The sequence below is a fragment of the Superficieibacter sp. BNK-5 genome (assembly GCF_047456055.1).
Taxonomy (GTDB): Bacteria; Pseudomonadota; Gammaproteobacteria; order Enterobacterales; family Enterobacteriaceae; genus Superficieibacter.
In genome coordinates this window covers 1,822,074-1,840,221 of sequence record NZ_CP179893.1, presented here as the reverse complement: position 1 = coordinate 1,840,221, position 18,148 = coordinate 1,822,074, and the positions used below count along the sequence as shown (strand labels likewise).

Here is an 18,148-nt window from a genome sequence, read left to right as displayed (position 1 = left end):
GGCAATCCGGCAGGTCTCTTATTGCTTACCAGCTCGCCTTCATACGTTCGCGCACGAGGGCGGAGCTGCGGCGATTGTCAGCGCCCAGACGGCTTTTCAGCGTCGGATCCTGACGAGCATCGTTGATGGCCCGTTGCAGCGTGGTTAATACCAGCGTCAGATCGCTTGCAGACGGGGCATCCGGGTTGCTGATATCCAGCAGATCGGCGAGCAGCCCCAGGGTGGCGTAGTTATCGATGTCATACGCCATTGGCGGAATAGTCGCCGCCAGTTTCTCCAGCGATTCAACGCTACGCAGGGTGATACGTGCGGCGGATTCTTTGCCCATCGCATGAATCAGCACGCCGTTATCGTTGAAGGCAATCAGACGGTTTGCCTGGTAGCCGTGCGCCAGAAACGCGCCGGACATCGCTTTACCGACGATCAGGCCAATCACCGGATGCCCTGCCAGACGCGCGTTGGCATAGGCTGCCGCCGCACCGGCCAGCGCCTGATGAATACCAAAACCTTCTTCACGACGACCGTAGGCCTGGCTTGGCACGTCGATCACTGCCACAATCGGGCGTTTGACGGCTTTCTCTGCATCGGCGGCGATGGTTTCACTGACCACTTTCGCCAGCGTCCAGCCTTCCAGCAGCCCCACTTCGCCTTTGGCGGCGCGCGGGTAATGGTTGTTCGCATCCGGCACTACGGCAATAAAGCGCACCGTTTCACCGTTCAGCTCACCGTCCGCGGCCTGCACAGACGGGCACAGCCCTTCCAGACGTTTCGCATTCGGTACGAGAGTTTCCAGCCATAATTCGCCACGGCTTATTGAAGTGCTCATCATTTCACCTCCCGGGCAAAGAGCGCGTTAATCTGTTCGGCATCGGCCTGTTTGCGGGTGTCGAAGTTGGTCAGACGGTTAAGATAATCGTCGTAGTTGTCGGTGCGATGTTTCGCCGGAACGCCTTTCGCCAGCGCGTCGTTCATCGCCGCTTTCACTGCGTTTATGCCATCGCCTACTAATGCATCCACCAGTCCGCTTTGATAGCGCACTTCACCGCCGGTCATGCTCCAGATAAACGGACGGTCGCGGGAGTCGTACTCTTCAATCCCGGCTTCCTGTTCGATCACCTGCGGGCCGTTCAGACCCAGACGCGCTTCACGGGTGACAATCAGATAGCTGCACAGCGCGGCGGCGATGGACATCCCGCCGAAACAGCCCACGGTCCCGGCCACGATACCGACCACCGGGGTATAGCGACGCAGATCGACAATCGCCGCGTGGATATCAGCAATTGCCGCCAGCCCGAGGTTCGCTTCCTGTAAGCGCACGCCGCCGGTTTCGAGGCACAGTACTGCCTGAGTGGGGATGCCTTTGCGGTTATCTTCCGCCGCCAGTTCCAGCGCCGCCGCCATTTTGGCCCCGGAGACTTCGCCCATGCTGCCGCCCTGGAACGCGCCTTCAATGGCAACCACAACCGAAGGTTTGCCGTTGATGGTGCCTTTGGCCACCACCATGCCGTCATCGGCCTGGGGGACAATGCCCTGCGCACCCAGCCACGGAGAGACAATCCCTTCAAACGGGTCAAGCAGTTCGCGGTAGCTGCCGTCGTCCAGCAGCGCCTGCGCGCGCTGGCGCGCTTTTAATTCAATAAAACTGCGATCGTCACGCATAGCTCACCTCTTCAAATACCTGTTCGATACGGATACGCGCCACACCGGGCGTTGCGCCGAAATCGTGGATCGTCAGTTTCCCGGCAGGCAGGCTGCTGACCGTTTCTAAACGGCTGAACAGCGCTTCCCAGCGGCTACGGCTGTTATCGACAGAAGTGGTGATATCAATGGTTAACGTCTGGCCCTGGTCGGCGGTGAATAACACCTCCATATCCCCGGAGCCAACAACGCCAGCCAGCGCTTTACCGCTTACGGTGCGGCTGGCCGGTACGGTTAACGTAATGTGTTCCATAACATCCTCTTAATGAGTTAAATAAGGCGACTCAATGCGATCGAGAAACAGGGTGGCGGCGAGCAAGTCTGCGGCCCCGCCCGGCGAGGCGTTCAGTGCCAGCATGTGCCTGTCGAGTGCGGCTAATGCCGCCTGACCCGCCGGATGAGCGCTGCCGCCGGCATTAAGCACTGTGCGGGCACCATCCTGCATAGCCTCCAGCCCTTCCAGCCCGGCGCGGGAGAGCACGCAGGTGTCGGTCAGCGAGGTCATGATGGCCATCAGGGCATCCAGCCGGGCATGCGTTTCGCTGCCGTGCAGTCGGCTTAAGCGCAACTGCGGTAATGCCCGCTGCATAATGTGCGGAAACGCCTGCTGTGCCTCTTCACGCGCGCCCGGCACCCGATAGCGGTGCGTGGCGCGTAGCCCTTTACTGAAGACTCTGGGCGCAGCGTCATCCGGCAGTTTTGCCAGTTCAGCGGCGGTGTTCGCCACCTGCTGTGCGCTACCCGTGCCACCGTGCATTGCCACGGCACTCACCAGTAATCCCAGCGCCCAAATCGCACCGCGATGGGTATTGACGCCGTGGGTCGCCGTCATCATCTGCTGCTCGCCTTCGCGGCCGAGTCGCCCTATGGTTTGTCTGAGCGCAATGTCCGCGGGCCGCAGCCAGCTTTGTTGCGCCAGCGCCTGAAACGTGGGGGTGAGGCTGTGCGCGGAGCGCTCCATCAGCGCGAGTGATAAATCGTGGTGCGCGCCGTTCCCCCGACTGTCCACCAGACCGGGTTTCGGGCTTAATCGCGCTTCGTCAATCAGACACTGCGTGGCGGCTCGCGCCAGCCATTCGGCACCGCCTTCAACCTGGATCCGGGGCAGAAGTTTCATTACCAGCTCCGGAATTTCGCAGGTGGGTTGTAGAGACCGCCGGACCATTCAACCAGATCCGATACGCTACCGGCCGCCAGCAGAGAACGGGTGGCGTCGGTGCGACGAATCCCCATATCTTCCGGGTAAACCACTTTTCCACTCTGCCGCAGTGCGGCAACGCGTTTAGCGTCCACGCCCAGCCCGATGTCGGTGATACCGGCAACCGCCGCAACCATTGCGCGACGTTCTTCAAGGCTTTCGGCACGATAGAGATAGGCGATACCCTCTTCGGTCAGGACATGGGTCACGTCGTCGCCGTAGATCATCACCGGAGCCAGCGGCATCCCGGAAGTTTTCGCCACCTCAATGGCATCGAGTTTTTCGACGAAGGTTGGTTTCACGCCGGCCTGGAAGGTCTCGACCATCTGGACGACCAGTTTTTTCCCGCGCTGCATTGGGTCTGGTTCGGTGATCATATTCAGCCATGCCGGGGTGGCATGACGACGACCGTGCGGATCGTGGCCCATATTCGGCGCACCACCGAAGCCGGAAAGGCGACCACGGGTCACGGTTGAGGAGTTAGCGTAACCATCGACCTGCAAAGTAGAGCCGATAAACATATCGACCGCATACTGACCGGCCAGCTGGCAGAAGGCGCGGTTAGAACGCATGGAGCCATCAGCCCCGGTAAAGAACACGTCCGGACGGGCGCGGATATACTCTTCCATCCCCAGTTCGCCGCCGAAGCAGTGCACGCTCTCCACCCAGCCGCTTTCAATGGCCGGGATCAGCGTCGGATGCGGGTTCAGGGTCCAGTGTTTGCAGATTTTGCCTTTCAGGCCGAGCTGTTCGCCGTAGGTCGGCAGCAGCAGTTCGATAGCAGCGGTATTAAAGCCGATGCCGTGGTTCAGCGACTGCACCTGATGCTCCGCGTAGATACCCTTGATCGCCATCATCGCCATCAGGATGTGTTCCTGTTTGATCAGGCGCGGGTCGCGGGTAAACAGCGGTTCGATAAAGAACGGTTTGTCGGCGACCACCACGTAGTCAATCCACGAACCGGGGATATCAACACGCGGCAGGTCACACTCGTCATCGACCAGTTCGTTAACCTGGGCGATAACAATGCCATCATGGAACGCGGCCGCTTCAACTAATGCAGGGGTATCTTCGGTGCTCGCCCCCGTATAGAGGTTGCCTTTACGGTCAGCTTTAAAACCAGCAATGAGCGCCACGTTCGGCGAGAGATCGACATACAGACGGGAGTAAAGCTCAATGTACGTATGGATAGCGCCGATTTCCAGCAGGCCATCTTCCAGCAGCTGCGAGATGCGCAGGCTTTGCGTCCCGGAGAAGGAAAAGTCCAGCTTGCGGGCGATACCTTTTTCAAAGATATCCAGATGCTCGCTGCGCCCGACGCTTGGCATAATCATGTGCAGGTCGTGCACAATCTGCGGGTTGACCTCAGCCAGCATGCGGGACAAGAAATCAGCCTGCTTCTGGTTGTTCCCCTCAAGAACCACGCGGTCACCCGGCGCGATCAGTTTTTCCAGCATCGCGGTGAGATCTGCGGTTGGCAGTACCTTACCCTGCACGGGTACGGAAGCCAGACGCCGCTGTTTTTCAGTGCGGCGGGTATTCCAGACGCGTGCTGGCGTTTGCCCAGATAACATTATGAACCTCCTGATTCAGCAATCAGTTTGATTGGCTTAACACTGAGAAGAGTCTGGGCTTTGGTGAGAAATGCATCAATTAAGCGGCGGGCAGAATCATTAGCCTGAGAGTAATGATTAGAATTGACGTTATGTGATGGGGATCAATTTAGATTGGGAAAAATGGATTTAATGGATGGCGGCGTCAGGCGCGGTAAGCCAGGCAATGGCGCACCGCCTGCCCGGTGGCGCTGCGCTTACCGGGCCTACAATAAGCGTAACATTTTGATATGTAGGATCAAACGTAGGCCGGGTAAGGCGAAGCCGCCACCCGGCATGTCATGTGGAGAGTTAGCCCTGTGCCGCCAGACGCTGACGGATCTGTTCAAAATGTTCGCGGTTAAAAAGCTTACCGTCGAGGAAACGGGTTTTCAACTCGCCTTCCTGTTCCTGTTCCCAGGTTTGCTCGTCATGAAGCACCAGCTCTCCCTGCGCATCACGTTCAACGCGCAGCAGGCCGCGGGCGGAACGTTTCATACCGTTATCGGTTTTCGGTTCTTTAAAAATGGTGCGCCCTTCGCCGTTTACCTGTCCCCAGGTGGCTTTCATCGCAAAACCGAAGGTATCACGCGTGTTGTACTGGTAGGTGAAGGAGCCGATGCCAAACACCACGTTAGAGCTGGCAAAACCTTTTGCTTCCAGACGGCGCAGGATCTCATTGGCCCGCTCAAGGGTAATGGAATCGCCGTAAATCAGTCCCACGTGCGGGTCGAGGACTTTATACCCTTTCTCATTCACCGTGCCGCCAAAAATCTCCCACAGCACTTCCACCGACCCTTTTTCTTCCGGGCTACGCTCGGCACGCGTATCGTCATCAGCCCCGGTGCCACAAAGAATATCTACCGGGTCGCCGCTGTCAGGACGAAATACCACGCGCCCTTCGCGGCTCATAATCAACGACTTCAGTTCGCGGGTATATTCGGTCAGCACGCGCCAGTAGTCCCAGGTATCCGAAACGATTGAAACGAATCCCTGCGGGTAGAGGTCGGCAATCAGACGACGAAACGTCTCAATCTCGCCTTCATGCTGGCCCATACACATCACGCTGTGTTCCGTCGCCGGGATGCTGGCACCGATAAAGTACTCTTCGCCTTCGGTGTAGTAATCCCGCGCATACAAAATAGACGGAATGCTGTCGGTGCCTTTAAAGCTCAGCAGATGGCCGCTGCCCGCCTGCATGGTGTCCTGTAAACCGGCCATCCCACGGAAAGAAAAGTCGTGGCACTGAAAATCCAGGTGCGAAAGATCGCTACAGGTTTTTGCCGCCCATTTTTCGCAAATCTTGCGGTAGTGGTGCGCGATAGTGGCATTGGTCGACGTTTTCCACAGCTCTGCGGAGAGCACCGTTTCCAGATAGTTCACCAGCCAGAACGCATCGTCGCGGGTGTTGGTGATCGTCAGGACTGGCACCTTCATCGGCACTTTGCTGCCTTCATCCAGCGCTTTAATGTGCAGCGGAAGATAACCTGTGCGGTGCAGGGTACGAATGTGATCCACCGCCACCGCGTCGCGCCCAAGATAGCTGTCCATCACCTGTTTGTATTCATTCACGACCTCATCTTCCGGACGGGAGAAAAAGGCATCGTTAAACAGATCGACCAGGAACCACTGCATAAAGCCCTGTAAACCGAAAAATACCAGCTTGCCATCGGCAAGCGGAGACTGAAAAAAGCGATCGCTGCGCGGCGTAAAGTTGGAGTAAACCTTCGTGGTGCCCTGCGGATACTGCACGCGGTGCGAAACTTTGTAGCCATCGATAGCCAGAATGGGATTCATTTTCATGATGTTTCTCCGTTAAGCGCCGTAAATAGCAGCGATATCAATCAGTTCAAGGTTCGGGTGCGCAAGCGCGGGTGAAGTAAACGAGGTGGTGGTATAAATTGCGTCGATACCGTTTGAAAGCAGATTTTCCACACCTTTAGAAAAGATACCGTGCGTGACGTACAGGCTGACGCTGCGAGCGCCTGCATCGCGCAGGACCTGGGCGGAGCCAATAAACGTCCCTCCGGCATCACACAAGTCATCAACAATCAGCACATCCCTGCCCCTCACATCACCGGAAACCAGCGCGAAACCGGTGAGATTGCCGCTCGCCACATCGCGCTTTTTCGTTAATACCGCGTATTCAGATGCCCCTGTCGCTCTGGCAACCGCGTCGATTTTTTTCAACGCGCCCGCATCCGGGGCGACCAGCATTAGTGCCTGCTGCTGAAACTGACGTGCCAGTGTGGGGCTATGCAGCAGACAAATTTCCTGCGGGATAGCGACAAAATTATCAATCGCTGCCCCCGCTGCATCGCTGTGCGGGTCGAGCACCTTAACTTTATCGAAACCCAGGGTATTGAGTTGACGGGCAAAAACCTTCAGTGCAAAGCTGTCGCCTGCGACCATATGACGGTCCTGACGCGCCCACGGCAGCCACGGAAGCTCAAGGTGGCTGACCAGCACATCGGTAACATGGCGCACGGCGTCAACCAGTTGGGCCAGCAACATGAAATCATTCATATCACGCATGGCGGCGGCACGAACACGCATCAACTGCGCGCGTTCTGGCAGTTTGCCTGTCACCTTCAGCCATACCGCACCGTCAGGGAAAATGCCGGTTGTTAAGGCAATCTCTTGATTATCAATGAATAACTGCAACCGTTTTTCCATTTTCTTGCCCTCTCAATTAATTAATGTCCCTGTGACAATTTAATAATGTCCCTAAGACATATATTATGCAAGTTATTTTTTGAACAAAAAGCAAAATAACGTTAATTGCCTGATAACAGAAATAAAAAAAGCGTATGTTTTGTGCAGGCCCGGGCTGGTAAACTGGGATTTTCCTGCCACGGTGAACGGCCACGACAAATGACGACAGAAGCGGAATACCTGAAAAATTACGACGCCAGCCGTTTTCCTTCGCCGCTGGTAACGGTCGACAGCGTGCTTTTTACCCTCCATCAGGGCGAACTTTGTGTGCTGCTGGTGGAGCGAGCCAGCCAGCCGCAACAGGGCTGCTGGGGATTACCGGGGGGGTTTATTGATATTGCCCGCGATACCTCCACACGTGATACGGCGTTGCGCAAGCTGACGGAAAAAACGGGGGTGCTGCCATCGTGGCTGGAACAACTCGATACCTTTTCCGGCCCGGATCGCGACCCGCGCGGCTGGAGCCTGACGGTAAGCTGGTTTGCGCTGATATCATGGGTGGACTGTGCGCCGCATATCGAGACCGTCAGCGATGCGAAATGGATCCCGGTGCAGGCGCTTCCCCGCTATGAACTGGCGTTTGATCATGCCGCGATTGTGCAGGCGGGTCTGCATCGCCTGCGGCAGAAGACTATGTATTCGCTGCTGCCCGTCTATTGTTTGCCTGAAAATTTTACCCACGCGCAGCTCCAGGAAGCGACGGAGATCATTCTCGGCCAGCCGATCCAGCGCAAAAGCCTGATCCGCCGTATTGAGGCGTCGGGTATGCTGGAGGAGACCGGCGAGAGCATCGCCACTGGCGCACGTAAAGCCCGATTATGGCGGCGCAAGCCCGGCGTGGATATTCATCTTTTTTCCCGCAATTTGCTGGCTGAATAATGACTACCACGTTAAATGCATAAACCGCACTAATAATTACGGGTTATAGTACGGCGCAATTTCCTTAAACTATCCTCTGTCATGGCTCAAATTTCATCTGAACAACCGCTCGTCGGACAAGACGATATGCACTCTTTTCACCCCATGCCGGGGGCGCGCAATCCGCATCTGCAAACCATGCTGCCGCGCCTGCTGCGTCGCCGGGTGCAGTTCACGCCGGTGTGGCAACGTCTCGATCTGCCGGACGGTGATTTCGTCGATCTGGCGTGGAGCGAAGATCCGCAGCAGGCCAGGCATAAGCCCCGGCTGGTGGTTTTTCATGGGCTGGAGGGCAGCCTGCATAGCCCCTATGCGCACGGCCTGATTCACGCGGCGAAAGCGCGCGGCTGGCTTGGCGTGGTGATGCATTTCCGTGGCTGTAGCGGTGAGCCAAATCGTCTGAACCGTATCTATCATTCGGGAGAAACCGAGGACGGCACCTGGTTTTTGCACTGGCTGAAGCGCGAGTTCGGCAATGTCCCTACCGCAGCGGTGGGTTACTCGCTGGGGGGCAACATGCTGGCGTGCCTGCTGGCAAAAGAAGGCAGTAACGCACCGCTTGACGCGGCAGCGATTGTCTCCGCCCCCTTTGTGCTGGAAGCGTGCAGCTATCACATGGAGAAAGGCTTTTCCCGCGTCTATCAGCGCTACCTGCTGAACCTGCTGAAAGGGAATGCGACCCGGAAACTGAAGGCGTATCCCGGCACGCTGCCGATTGAACTGGCCCAGCTAAAGCAGGTACGCCGCCTGCGCGAGTTTGATGATTTAATCACCGCGCGTATTCATGGTTTTGCCGACGCTATCGACTATTATCGTCAGTGCAGCGCGATGCCGTTGCTCAATCAGATCGCCAAACCGACGCTGATCATCCATGCTAAAGACGATCCGTTTATGGATCATCACGTTATCCCCGATCCCGACACCTTACCGCCACAGGTAGAGTATCAGCTCACCGAGCATGGCGGGCACGTCGGATTTGTGGGTGGCACGCTGCGGCGTCCGGAAATGTGGCTGGAAAAACGCATTCCCGACTGGCTGACAACATACCTCGGAGCCTAATATGATTATTCCCTGGCAGGATCTCGCCCCTGAAACGCTCGACAGCCTGATCGAAAGCTTTGTCTTGCGTGAAGGCACTGATTATGGTGAACATGAGCGTTCGCTCGAGCAAAAAGTCGCCGACGTTAAACATCAGCTTAAAACGGGTGACGCCGTGCTGGTGTGGTCTGAGCTGCATGAGACGGTCAACATCATGCCTCGCAAGCAGTTTCGCGACTAAATTTACTGATTACTCAGGGAGTTGCTATGTCTGCCAAACATCCGGTGATTGCGGTAACGGGTTCCAGCGGTGCGGGAACCACCACCACCAGTCTCGCCTTCCGTAAGATTTTTTCCCAGCTCAACCTGCATGCGGCGGAAGTTGAAGGGGATAGCTTTCATCGCTATACCCGCCCGGAAATGGACATGGCGATCCGCAAGGCGCGCGATCTGGGTCGGCATATCAGCTACTTCGGCCCCGAGGCCAACGACTTTGGTCTGCTGGAACATACGTTTACTGAATATGGTCATTCCGGCACAGGCCAGGCGCGAAAGTATCTGCATACCTATGACGAAGCCGTGCCGTGGAACCAGGTGCCGGGCACGTTTACCCCGTGGCAACCGCTGCCGGAACCGACCGACGTCCTGTTTTATGAGGGATTGCACGGCGGCGTGGTCACTCCGCAGCACGATGTTGCACGCCATGTCGATTTGCTGGTGGGCGTAGTACCGATTGTTAACCTCGAATGGATCCAGAAGTTAATTCGCGATACCAGCGAGCGCGGACACTCCCGCGAGGCGGTGATGGACTCGGTGGTGCGCTCAATGGAAGATTACATCAACTTCATTACGCCGCAGTTTTCGCGCACGCATATTAACTTTCAGCGGGTGCCGACCGTCGATACCTCCAACCCGTTCGCCGCGAAAGGCATCCCGTCACTGGATGAAAGCTTTGTCGTCATTCATTTTCGCAATCTGGAAGGGATCGATTTCCCGTGGCTGCTGGCGATGCTTCAGGGATCGTTTATTTCCCACATCAATACATTAGTGGTGCCCGGCGGGAAAATGGGGCTGGCGATGGAACTGATTATGCTGCCGCTGGTGCAACGGCTGATGGAAGGCAAAAAAATAGAATAGCGAAAGAGTGGCTGGCGGCGTGCCCTTTGCCCGGCGGCGCTGCGCTTGCGCGGGCCTGTGGATTGCGATTAAAGTGTTGATATTGATGGTTTTCGTAGGCCGGGTAAGGCGAAGCCGCCACCCGGCATAACAACGATGCGGCTGCCCGCGCTATACCGCAAACGCGGGCAACATAATAACAAGGTGGACGTTAACCCTACCCTGCAACCACCTCATACGAATGGGTAATATTCACCGCTTTACCCAGCATCAACGCCACTGAACAATATTTCTCCGCAGAGAGATCGACTGCCCGGGCTACCGCCGCATCTTTCAGGTCATTGCCGGTAACGATAAAGTGCAAATTGATATGGGTAAATAAACGCGGGGCTTCTTCACGGCGTTCAGACGTCAGTTTCACCTCGCAGTTTGTCACCGCCTGACGCCCTTTTTGCAGGATCGACACCACATCAATCGCGCTGCATCCTCCTGCGGCCATCAGCACCATCTCCATCGGGCTGGGCGCTTTATCACCGGAGTTACCATCCATCAAAATCTGGTGCCCGGAGGCCGACTCACCCAGAAACGTTAACCCCTCTACCCATTTCACTCGCGCTTGCATAACATCCACTCCAGTGTCGCCATTTTCTTCACAGATTACGCGTACATAACAATTCTCGCAACGGAAGGCGACCTGCGTCATGCTGAAGCGAGACACCAGGAGACAGGCGGCAAAAGCTATGCTAAAACAGACGGGATGCTACAGTGATATATTGACTTTGCGCATACATAGATGCAAAGGACATCAGATTAACGGCTGCGGAGCATACCGACAGTCAGCTTCCCGCCCGAGGGAAGAAAACGATTGCAACCCCGGAGGCAACGTCGTTTAGCCGCCGGAGATAGCTTATAACAGAGGATAACCGCGCATGGTGCTTGGCAAACCACAAACAGACCCGACTCTCGAATGGTTCTTGTCTCATTGCCACATTCATAAGTACCCATCGAAGAGCACGCTGATTCACCAGGGTGAAAAGGCGGAGACGCTGTATTACATCGTCAAAGGCTCCGTGGCAGTGCTGATTAAAGATGAGGAAGGGAAAGAGATGATCCTTTCTTACCTCAACCAGGGCGATTTTATCGGTGAACTGGGCCTGTTCGAAGAGGGCCAGGAACGTAGCGCCTGGGTGCGTGCAAAAACCGCCTGTGAAGTCGCGGAAATTTCCTATAAAAAATTCCGTCAGTTGATCCAGGTGAATCCGGATATCCTGATGCGTCTTTCCGCACAGATGGCGCGTCGCTTGCAAGTGACGTCTGAAAAAGTGGGCAACCTTGCCTTCCTCGACGTCACCGGTCGTATCGCGCAGACGCTGCTTAACCTGGCTAAACAGCCGGACGCTATGACCCACCCGGACGGTATGCAGATCAAAATCACCCGCCAGGAGATCGGCCAGATCGTCGGTTGCTCTCGTGAAACGGTAGGCCGCATCCTGAAAATGCTGGAAGATCAGAGTCTGATCTCCGCGCACGGTAAAACTATCGTCGTTTACGGCACTCGCTAAGCTCGACACCCGGCGCATTCACTGCAATGCGCCGATAAACTTCTATGTGGCGCAGGCTTATCTATCACCCGGAAGTGAACTACGCACTACGTCAAACGCTGGTGTTGTGTTTGCCCGTGGCTACAGGTCTGATTATCGGCCAGCTCCAGTACGGTCTGTTATTTTCCCTGGTTCCCGCCTGCTGCAATATTGCCGGTCTTGATACGCCGCATAAGCGGTTTTTTAAACGTCTTATTATTGGCGGTTCGCTGTTTGCCGGCAGTAGCCTGGCCGTACAGATCCTCCTGGCACAAGATGCGCCGCTACCGCTGGTCCTGACCGCGTTGGCACTGATACTCGGCGTTACGGCAGAAATCAGCCCTCTCCACGCACGCCTGCTTCCCGCTTCGTTAATTGCCGCTATATTTACTCTCAGCCTGGCCGGTTCAGTGCCGGTATGGGAGCCGATGCTCTTGTATGCCACAGGCACGCTCTGGTATGGCCTTTTCAACTGGTTCTGGTTCTGGCTATGGCGCGAACAGCCGTTGCGCGAATCGCTAAGCCTGCTTTACCGTCAGCTGGCGGACTACTGCGAGGCCAAATACAGCCTGCTGACCCAGCACGCCGATCCGGAAAAAGCGCTGCCGCCACTGCTGGCGCGTCAGCAAAAGACGGTGGATCTCATCACCCAGTGCTATCAGCAGTTGTATATGCTGTCGGAAAAGAAACATCACAATTACAAACGGCTGCGCTGGATGTTCCAGATGGCGCTGGATTTGCAGGAGCATATCTCCGTCAGCCTCCACCAGCCGGAAGAGGTGCAAAAGCTGGTGGAGCAAAGCCACGCGGAAGCGGTGATCCGCTGGAATGCGCAAACCGTGGCCGCTCGCCTGCGCGTGATGGCCGACGATATTCTCTATCACCACTATTCCGGGCGCTTCAACATGGAGAAGCAGATTGGCGCGCTGGAGAAGATCGCCCGGCAGAATCCGGATAATCCCGTCGGCCAGTTTTGCGCATGGCATTTCAGCCGCATCGCCCGCGTGCTGAAAACGCTGCGTCCGCTTTATCCGCGCGATTTGATGGCTGACCGCCAGCGTCGTCTGCCCTTGTGGTCGGCACTCAAAAACTATTTATCACTGAAGTCTCCCGCGCTGCGCACGTCGGCCCGCCTCAGCGTGATGCTCAGCATCGCCAGCCTGGCAGGAAGCGTGCTGCACCTGCCCAAGCCTTACTGGATCTTAATGACCATTATGTTCGTGACGCAAAACGGCTATGGTGCGACGCGGGTGCGGATCCTGCACCGGACGCTGGGCACGCTGGTCGGGCTGGTGATTGCGGGCGCGACCCTGCACTTTAAGGTGCCGGATGGTTTTACGCTGTGCGCGATGCTGGGCATTACGATTATCAGCTATTTGATCCTGCGGAAAAATTACGGCTGGGCGATGATTGGTTTTACCGTCACCGCCGTATATACCCTCCAGCTTATCAACCTTAACGGCGAACAGTTTATTTTGCCGCGGATGATCGACACCGCGCTGGGCTGCCTGATCGCCTTCGGGGGGATGGTCTGGCTGTGGCCACAGTGGCAAAGCGGCCTGCTACGGCAGAATGCCCACGGTGCGCTGGAAGCGGATCAGGAAGCGCTGCGTCTGATTTTAAGCAACGATCCGCAGGCCCCCACCCTCGCGTATCAGCGGATGCGGGTAAATCAGGCGCATAACACTCTATTCAACTCATTGAACCAGGCGATGCAGGAACCGGGTTTTAATACGCAGTACCTGGCTGATATGAAGCTCTGGGTTACCCACAGCCAGTTTATCGTCGAGCATATTAACGCGATGACCACCCTGGCACGCGAGCATAATATGCTGACGCCGGATCTGGCGGAGCGTTATCTGCAATCCTGCGAAATTGCCATTCAGCGCTGCCAGCAGCGTCTTGATTCGGAAGGGTCGGGAAGCGCGGGGAGTGTAAATATTCTGGAAGCACCGGAGGGCGCACCACAAGGGCCATTAAGCACCATGGAGCGCCATCTTGAGCGCATACTCGGGCATCTGAACACCATGCATACTATCTCTTCAGTCGCATGGCGTCAGCGCCCGCATCACGGGATTTGGCTCAACAGAGCGTCCAGCGGCGTTAAGCGTTAACGATGTGTCCCACCGCCTGCGCAAAACGTTGCATCCCTTCGTCAATATCGGCCTCCTCCACCACCAGCGACGGGGCGAAGCGCATGACGTCAGGACCAGCGTTAAGTACCATCACGCCTTCGTCTGCGGCAGCGTACAGCAAATCCCGCGCCCGGCCTTTAAATTGCGGCTTCAGCTCAGCACCGATCAATAACCCCATCCCGCGAATATCGCTGAATAGCGCGTATTTCTCGTTAATCTGCTCAAGATGTTCAACGAACCGCTGACGTTTTGTCGCGATACCGTTCAGCACCTCCGGCGTATTGATAATATCAAACGCCGCGCCCGCCACGGCGCAGGCCAGCGGGTTGCCGCCGTAGGTCGAACCGTGCGATCCGGCGTGGAAGGCGCTGGCAATCTCGTGGGTAGTCAGCATCGCGCTAATCGGAAAACCGCCGCCGAGTGCTTTAGCGCTGGTGAGGATATCCGGCGTCACGCCATAGTGCATATAGGCAAACAGATCGCCGGTACGGCCCATCCCGCACTGTACTTCATCAAACACCAGTAGTGCCTGATGTTGATCGCACAGGTCGCGCAGACCTTGCAGGAATTCCGGCGTCGCTGCCGTCACGCCGCCCTCGCCCTGGATTGGCTCAACGACCACGGCGCAGGTGTGATCGTCCATCACCGCTTTTACCGCATGCAGATCGTTAAACGGCACGTGAATAATATCTGCCGGTTTTGGTCCAAAGCCGTCAGAGTATTTCGGCTGTCCGCCAACGGAAACGGTAAACAGCGAGCGTCCGTGGAAGGCATTGTGGAAAGCAATGATTTTGGTTTTAAAAGGGCTATGACGCACGCAGGCATAATGACGGGCCAGCTTAAAGGCGGTCTCGTTAGCTTCGGTGCCAGAGTTCATAAACACCACGCGCTCGGCAAAGGTGGCATCGACAATCTTACGTCCCAGGCGCAGCGCAGGCTCGTTGGTAAATACATTACTGGTGTGCCACAGCGTCTCGCCCTGGGTTTTCAGCGCTTCCACCAGCACCGGGTGACAATGTCCAAGCGCGGTCACCGCAATCCCACCCGCGAAATCAACGTACTCTTTACCCTGCTGATCCCACACCCGGCTGCCCTGACCTTTGACCGGTATAAATTCCGCCGGTGCATAAATCGGCAGGATCACTTCATCAAACGTTGCGCGCGTTATTGCCGGTTGTTCAGTTGCCATGTCATGCCCACCCTTCTTCATACAGAAATGAATGTGATATTATAATCACAAAATATGCATAAAAAATCACTCGATGGCAACTATAAATCAGCGATGCAGGAAATTAGCCAGCAGCTGATGCCCCTGCTCGCTGAGAATACTCTCCGGATGAAACTGTACGCCTTCCAGATCCCACTCCCGATGCCGGATGCCCATAATCTCCTGCGTGTCACTCCAGGCAGTCACCTCGAAACATGCCGGCAGCGTCGGCGGATCGATCACCAGCGAATGATAGCGCGTCACGGTCAGCGGATTGTTTAGCCCACGAAATACACCGCTGCCGTTGTGGGTGATCGGCGAGGTTTTGCCGTGCATGACGTTTGCCGCCCGCACAATGGTCGCCCCAAATGCCTGGGCGATGGCCTGATGCCCGAGGCAGACGCCAAGAATAGGCAATCTGCCCGCATAGCGACGGATCGTTTCCAGCGAAATACCCGCTTCATCCGGCGTACAGGGACCGGGGGAAATGACAATCTTGTGCGGATTAAGCGCGGCAAGTTCTGCCAGCGTCAGCTCGTCATTGCGGCGCACCAGCACCTCAGCCCCCAGTTCACTGAAGTACTGAAACAGGTTCCAGGTAAAAGAGTCGTAGTTGTCGATGATGAGCAGCATAGTGTGATACACGAGTGGAGTAAGGCAGGTATGGTAACAAATTGCTGATAAAGCGCCACGCTACAAGGCAGAGCATAATTGCATTAGAAATAAAAAAACATGCGATGTAGTGTAGCACCAAGTGCTATACTACCAGGTGCAGGATGCCAGCCTTATGCGTACGTTTAAAACAAAATGGTTTGCCAGGACAGCTAAAGCGCATGCGATCAAAGACAGCGACTTATGTCAGGCCATTACTACAGTCACAGAGGGGAAAGTCGACGATCTGGGCGGTGGGGTATATAAAAAACGCCTTAATCAAAATCGCGATCGTGCGATTATCCTGGCGAAGGGAGGTGAGCACTGGTTTTATACTTATCTATATGCCAAACAAGATATGGCAAATATAGATAATCATGAACTGGCCGCATTTAGGGAGCTTGCTAAACATTATGCCAGCCTGACAGAGGCAAATATCATTACATTAGTGAAAAGAAAAGAACTCGTGGAGATCTGCCATGACTGCAAAAAATAAATTTAAAAGCCCTGCCTTTGAAGCTATCCATAGCGCCGCGTCAGGACTGTTTAACGCTAATGTTATCCCGCAAGAAACGATGCGGAACTTCGATAAAGCCTGTCTTACGAACGTAAATGAGCTTCAACCGGTTGAAATAAAAGCGTTACGCGAACAGTTTAACATCAGCCAGCCTGTATTTGCCTGTTACCTGAACACCAGTGTATCTACCGTTCAGAAATGGGAAAGTGGCCTGAAACGCCCCAGCGGTTTATCATTAAAACTGCTTTCGATAGTACAAAAGTACGGTCTCGACATTTTAGCTTAACTCCCCCGCACGGCCGCGGATATCGCCGATCCGTGCGGAGTCTTAATGGCCGTTATGCCGGTTCACCCGCCTCGCTCACCACGTCGGCGAAAATCGCTTCCAGCGGCGCGAGATCGCCCATAGCACCGCTCTGGTTGGCCTGCCGCCAGGCTTCGACGTCAATATCGCGCCAGTCAAGCACATAGCCCGCGTGGATCGCCAGTTGTTCGAAGAAGATACGCTGCGCCAGACCGTTACCAAGGCGGAAAGGATGCAGGACGTTAATCTCGCAGTAGTAGTGCGCCAGACGGGCGATAAATTCACTTTTCTCCAGCCCCGCCAGATACTCTTCCTCTTCCAGCGCCTGCATCAGGGCATTGCCTTCGTTTTCGATATACTGGAAATTACAAAAACGCGTGTCGTCCTTGTAAATGTCGATTTCCCGCAATTGTCCGGCCCAGTCGAAAACATCCTGATAGAGATGGCGGTGAATGGCGCACAGATGCGGCAGTCCCCGAACCTGCGGCCCCAGATCAATAGTGGCCGCCCGCAACGCGGTCAACTCATATGCCGCCTGTTCCAGCCGTTTATCCTGACGAATGCCGAGCCGGTTACGCAGCACGTTTATGCCAGGATAGAGATAAGGGTCGCGCCCGTCACCGTATTTATCGCTCATAGTGCCTCCTGAGTTCCTCAAGGCGCGCCTGTGCCTCTTCCCCTGTCAACGACTGCAAAGGAATATCGACGCCCTCAAGCCGGCGGCTGGCCTGGAAATTTTCATTACGCCGTTGTTCCCAGAGACGGGTTTTTTGTTTGTCAGTGAGCTTTTTCATGCTGACCTCCCTGATTGTGCCCTTATGTGCCTCAAGTATAAGCATCATTTTCAGGTTACGCAGGGAAGCAGAATGACGCGGATCGGGCGATCCGCGTCGGAAACGGTTACGGCAGCACTTTCGCGGACAGGATCACAATCGGTTTTGACGGTACGTTCTGGTAAGGACCGACATCGTGCGTAGGCACCTGGGAAATTTTATCGGCAACGTCCATACCTTTCACGACTTTGGCAAAAACGGCGTAACCGAAGTCGCGCTGGCCATGATCGAGGAAGGCGTTATCCGCAACGTTGATGAAAAACTGGCTGGTGGCGCTGTCTTTGTCGGCAGTACGTGCCATCGCAACGGTGCCGCGGGTATTACGTAAGCCGTTGTCCGCTTCGTTTTTAATCGGCGGATTCGGCTGCTTTTGCTGCATCTGCTCATTAAAGCCGCCGCCCTGCACCATAAAGCCTGGGATCACGCGGTGAAAGGTGGTGTTGTTATAGAAGCCGCTATTGACGTAATCAAGAAAGTTTTTGACCGAAACCGGCGCTTTCTGGCTATCCAGCTCCAGCTCAATATTGCCCGCCGAGGTCGTTAACAGGACGTGCGGGTCGCCTTTTGCAGCGAGCGCTGCCGGAGAAAGTGCTGAGAGTGTGAAAACGGTAACAACCGCAGCCAGAGTGGTTTTGAGCATGTGATT

At 55.7% G+C, this 18,148-nt stretch carries 21 protein-coding genes; 8 read left to right on the top strand and 13 right to left on the bottom strand.

Annotated elements, in window-relative coordinates; genetic code table 11:
* Window positions 1–25: 25 nt before the first annotated feature.
* The 7 genes from mdcE to prs form a co-directional block, all read right to left on the bottom strand.
* On the bottom strand, window positions 26–826 hold the full coding sequence (gene mdcE, locus ACMGGS_RS08755) for a biotin-independent malonate decarboxylase subunit gamma (RefSeq protein ID WP_414166230.1): 801 nt from the start codon (window positions 824–826) through the stop codon (window positions 26–28).
* Entirely contained in the window at window positions 826–1,659 is an 834-nt protein-coding gene (locus tag ACMGGS_RS08750) for a biotin-independent malonate decarboxylase subunit beta (RefSeq protein WP_414165797.1), read from the bottom strand. Before ACMGGS_RS08750 ends, mdcE begins: the two co-directional genes overlap by 1 nt.
* Window positions 1,652–1,951 carry a malonate decarboxylase acyl carrier protein gene (gene mdcC / locus ACMGGS_RS08745; protein ID WP_414165796.1) on the bottom strand — a complete coding sequence of 100 codons (300 nt, stop codon included), beginning with the start codon at window positions 1,949–1,951 and terminating at the stop codon, window positions 1,652–1,654. Before mdcC ends, ACMGGS_RS08750 begins: the two co-directional genes overlap by 8 nt.
* Before the next feature lie 9 nt (window positions 1,952–1,960).
* A complete protein-coding gene (locus tag ACMGGS_RS08740) occupies window positions 1,961–2,815 on the bottom strand; it encodes a triphosphoribosyl-dephospho-CoA synthase (protein WP_414165795.1) in 855 nt (284 codons plus the stop codon).
* Window positions 2,815–4,470, bottom strand: coding sequence for a malonate decarboxylase subunit alpha (gene mdcA, locus ACMGGS_RS08735; protein WP_176916751.1), 1,656 nt, complete (start codon window positions 4,468–4,470; stop codon window positions 2,815–2,817). Before mdcA ends, ACMGGS_RS08740 begins: the two co-directional genes overlap by 1 nt.
* A gap of 330 nt (window positions 4,471–4,800) precedes the next feature.
* Window positions 4,801–6,291 carry a nicotinate phosphoribosyltransferase gene (locus ACMGGS_RS08730; RefSeq protein ID WP_414165794.1) on the bottom strand — a complete coding sequence of 497 codons (1,491 nt, stop codon included), beginning with the start codon at window positions 6,289–6,291 and terminating at the stop codon, window positions 4,801–4,803.
* A gap of 12 nt (window positions 6,292–6,303) precedes the next feature.
* The gene (gene prs / locus ACMGGS_RS08725) at window positions 6,304–7,164 is read right to left on the bottom strand and encodes a ribose-phosphate diphosphokinase (RefSeq protein ID WP_414165793.1); all 861 of its coding nucleotides are present in this window, start codon (window positions 7,162–7,164) and stop codon (window positions 6,304–6,306) included.
* 198 nt (window positions 7,165–7,362) lie between these two features.
* On the opposite strand from prs, the gene ACMGGS_RS08720 reads away from it, so the two are divergent.
* The 4 genes from ACMGGS_RS08720 (at window position 7,363) to ACMGGS_RS08705 (ending at window position 10,296) form a co-directional block, all read left to right on the top strand.
* Window positions 7,363–8,082 carry an NUDIX hydrolase gene (locus tag ACMGGS_RS08720; protein ID WP_414165792.1) on the top strand — a complete coding sequence of 240 codons (720 nt, stop codon included), beginning with the start codon at window positions 7,363–7,365 and terminating at the stop codon, window positions 8,080–8,082.
* 81 nt (window positions 8,083–8,163) lie between these two features.
* A complete protein-coding gene (locus ACMGGS_RS08715) occupies window positions 8,164–9,180 on the top strand; it encodes a hydrolase (protein ID WP_414165791.1) in 1,017 nt (338 codons plus the stop codon).
* A 1-nt stretch (window position 9,181) separates the two neighbouring features.
* Window positions 9,182–9,400, top strand: a complete 219-nt coding sequence (locus ACMGGS_RS08710; RefSeq protein ID WP_176916756.1) for a YheU family protein — start codon at window positions 9,182–9,184, stop codon at window positions 9,398–9,400.
* Between the two features lie 26 nt (window positions 9,401–9,426).
* Window positions 9,427–10,296, top strand: coding sequence for a phosphoribulokinase (locus ACMGGS_RS08705; protein WP_194207333.1), 870 nt, complete (start codon window positions 9,427–9,429; stop codon window positions 10,294–10,296).
* Between the two features lie 196 nt (window positions 10,297–10,492).
* Here ACMGGS_RS08705 and ACMGGS_RS08700 read toward each other — a convergent pair whose 3' ends face one another.
* Window positions 10,493–10,897, bottom strand: a complete 405-nt coding sequence (locus ACMGGS_RS08700; protein ID WP_176916758.1) for an OsmC family protein — start codon at window positions 10,895–10,897, stop codon at window positions 10,493–10,495.
* Window positions 10,898–11,204: 307 nt separating this feature from the next.
* Between ACMGGS_RS08700 and crp the strand changes: the two genes are divergently transcribed.
* Together crp and ACMGGS_RS08690 are read left to right on the top strand one after the other, a co-directional pair.
* Window positions 11,205–11,837 carry a cAMP-activated global transcriptional regulator CRP gene (gene crp, locus ACMGGS_RS08695; RefSeq protein ID WP_103677200.1) on the top strand — a complete coding sequence of 211 codons (633 nt, stop codon included), beginning with the start codon at window positions 11,205–11,207 and terminating at the stop codon, window positions 11,835–11,837.
* Window positions 11,838–11,881: 44 nt separating this feature from the next.
* A complete protein-coding gene (locus ACMGGS_RS08690; protein WP_414165790.1) occupies window positions 11,882–13,969 on the top strand; it encodes a YccS/YhfK family putative transporter in 2,088 nt (695 codons plus the stop codon).
* Here ACMGGS_RS08690 and argD read toward each other — a convergent pair.
* Together argD and pabA are read right to left on the bottom strand one after the other, a co-directional pair.
* On the bottom strand, window positions 13,959–15,179 hold the full coding sequence (argD, locus tag ACMGGS_RS08685) for a bifunctional acetylornithine/succinyldiaminopimelate transaminase (RefSeq protein ID WP_414165789.1): 1,221 nt from the start codon (window positions 15,177–15,179) through the stop codon (window positions 13,959–13,961). The genes ACMGGS_RS08690 and argD overlap by 11 nt on opposite strands.
* Window positions 15,180–15,266: 87 nt before the next feature.
* Window positions 15,267–15,830: an aminodeoxychorismate synthase component 2 gene (pabA, locus tag ACMGGS_RS08680; protein WP_414165788.1), complete on the bottom strand. Its 564-nt coding sequence runs from the start codon at window positions 15,828–15,830 to the stop codon at window positions 15,267–15,269.
* 154 nt (window positions 15,831–15,984) lie between these two features.
* Here pabA and ACMGGS_RS08675 point away from each other — a divergent pair, with 154 nt between their 5' ends.
* Window positions 15,985–16,344: a type II toxin-antitoxin system RelE/ParE family toxin gene (locus ACMGGS_RS08675; RefSeq protein ID WP_414165787.1), complete on the top strand. Its 360-nt coding sequence runs from the start codon at window positions 15,985–15,987 to the stop codon at window positions 16,342–16,344.
* The gene (locus tag ACMGGS_RS08670; protein WP_414165786.1) at window positions 16,328–16,651 is read left to right on the top strand and encodes a helix-turn-helix domain-containing protein; all 324 of its coding nucleotides are present in this window, start codon (window positions 16,328–16,330) and stop codon (window positions 16,649–16,651) included. Before ACMGGS_RS08675 ends, ACMGGS_RS08670 begins: the two co-directional genes overlap by 17 nt.
* Before the next feature lie 52 nt (window positions 16,652–16,703).
* On the opposite strand, the gene ACMGGS_RS08665 is transcribed toward ACMGGS_RS08670, so the two are convergent.
* The 3 genes from ACMGGS_RS08665 to ppiA form a co-directional block, all read right to left on the bottom strand.
* Window positions 16,704–17,306 carry a putative adenosine monophosphate-protein transferase Fic gene (locus tag ACMGGS_RS08665; protein ID WP_414165785.1) on the bottom strand — a complete coding sequence of 201 codons (603 nt, stop codon included), beginning with the start codon at window positions 17,304–17,306 and terminating at the stop codon, window positions 16,704–16,706.
* Window positions 17,296–17,463, bottom strand: a complete 168-nt coding sequence (locus tag ACMGGS_RS08660; protein ID WP_414165784.1) for a YhfG family protein — start codon at window positions 17,461–17,463, stop codon at window positions 17,296–17,298. The genes ACMGGS_RS08665 and ACMGGS_RS08660 overlap by 11 nt, the downstream gene beginning before the upstream one ends.
* 106 nt (window positions 17,464–17,569) lie before the next feature.
* A complete protein-coding gene (ppiA, locus tag ACMGGS_RS08655; protein WP_176916764.1) occupies window positions 17,570–18,142 on the bottom strand; it encodes a peptidylprolyl isomerase A in 573 nt (190 codons plus the stop codon).
* Window positions 18,143–18,148: the final 6 nt, after the last annotated feature.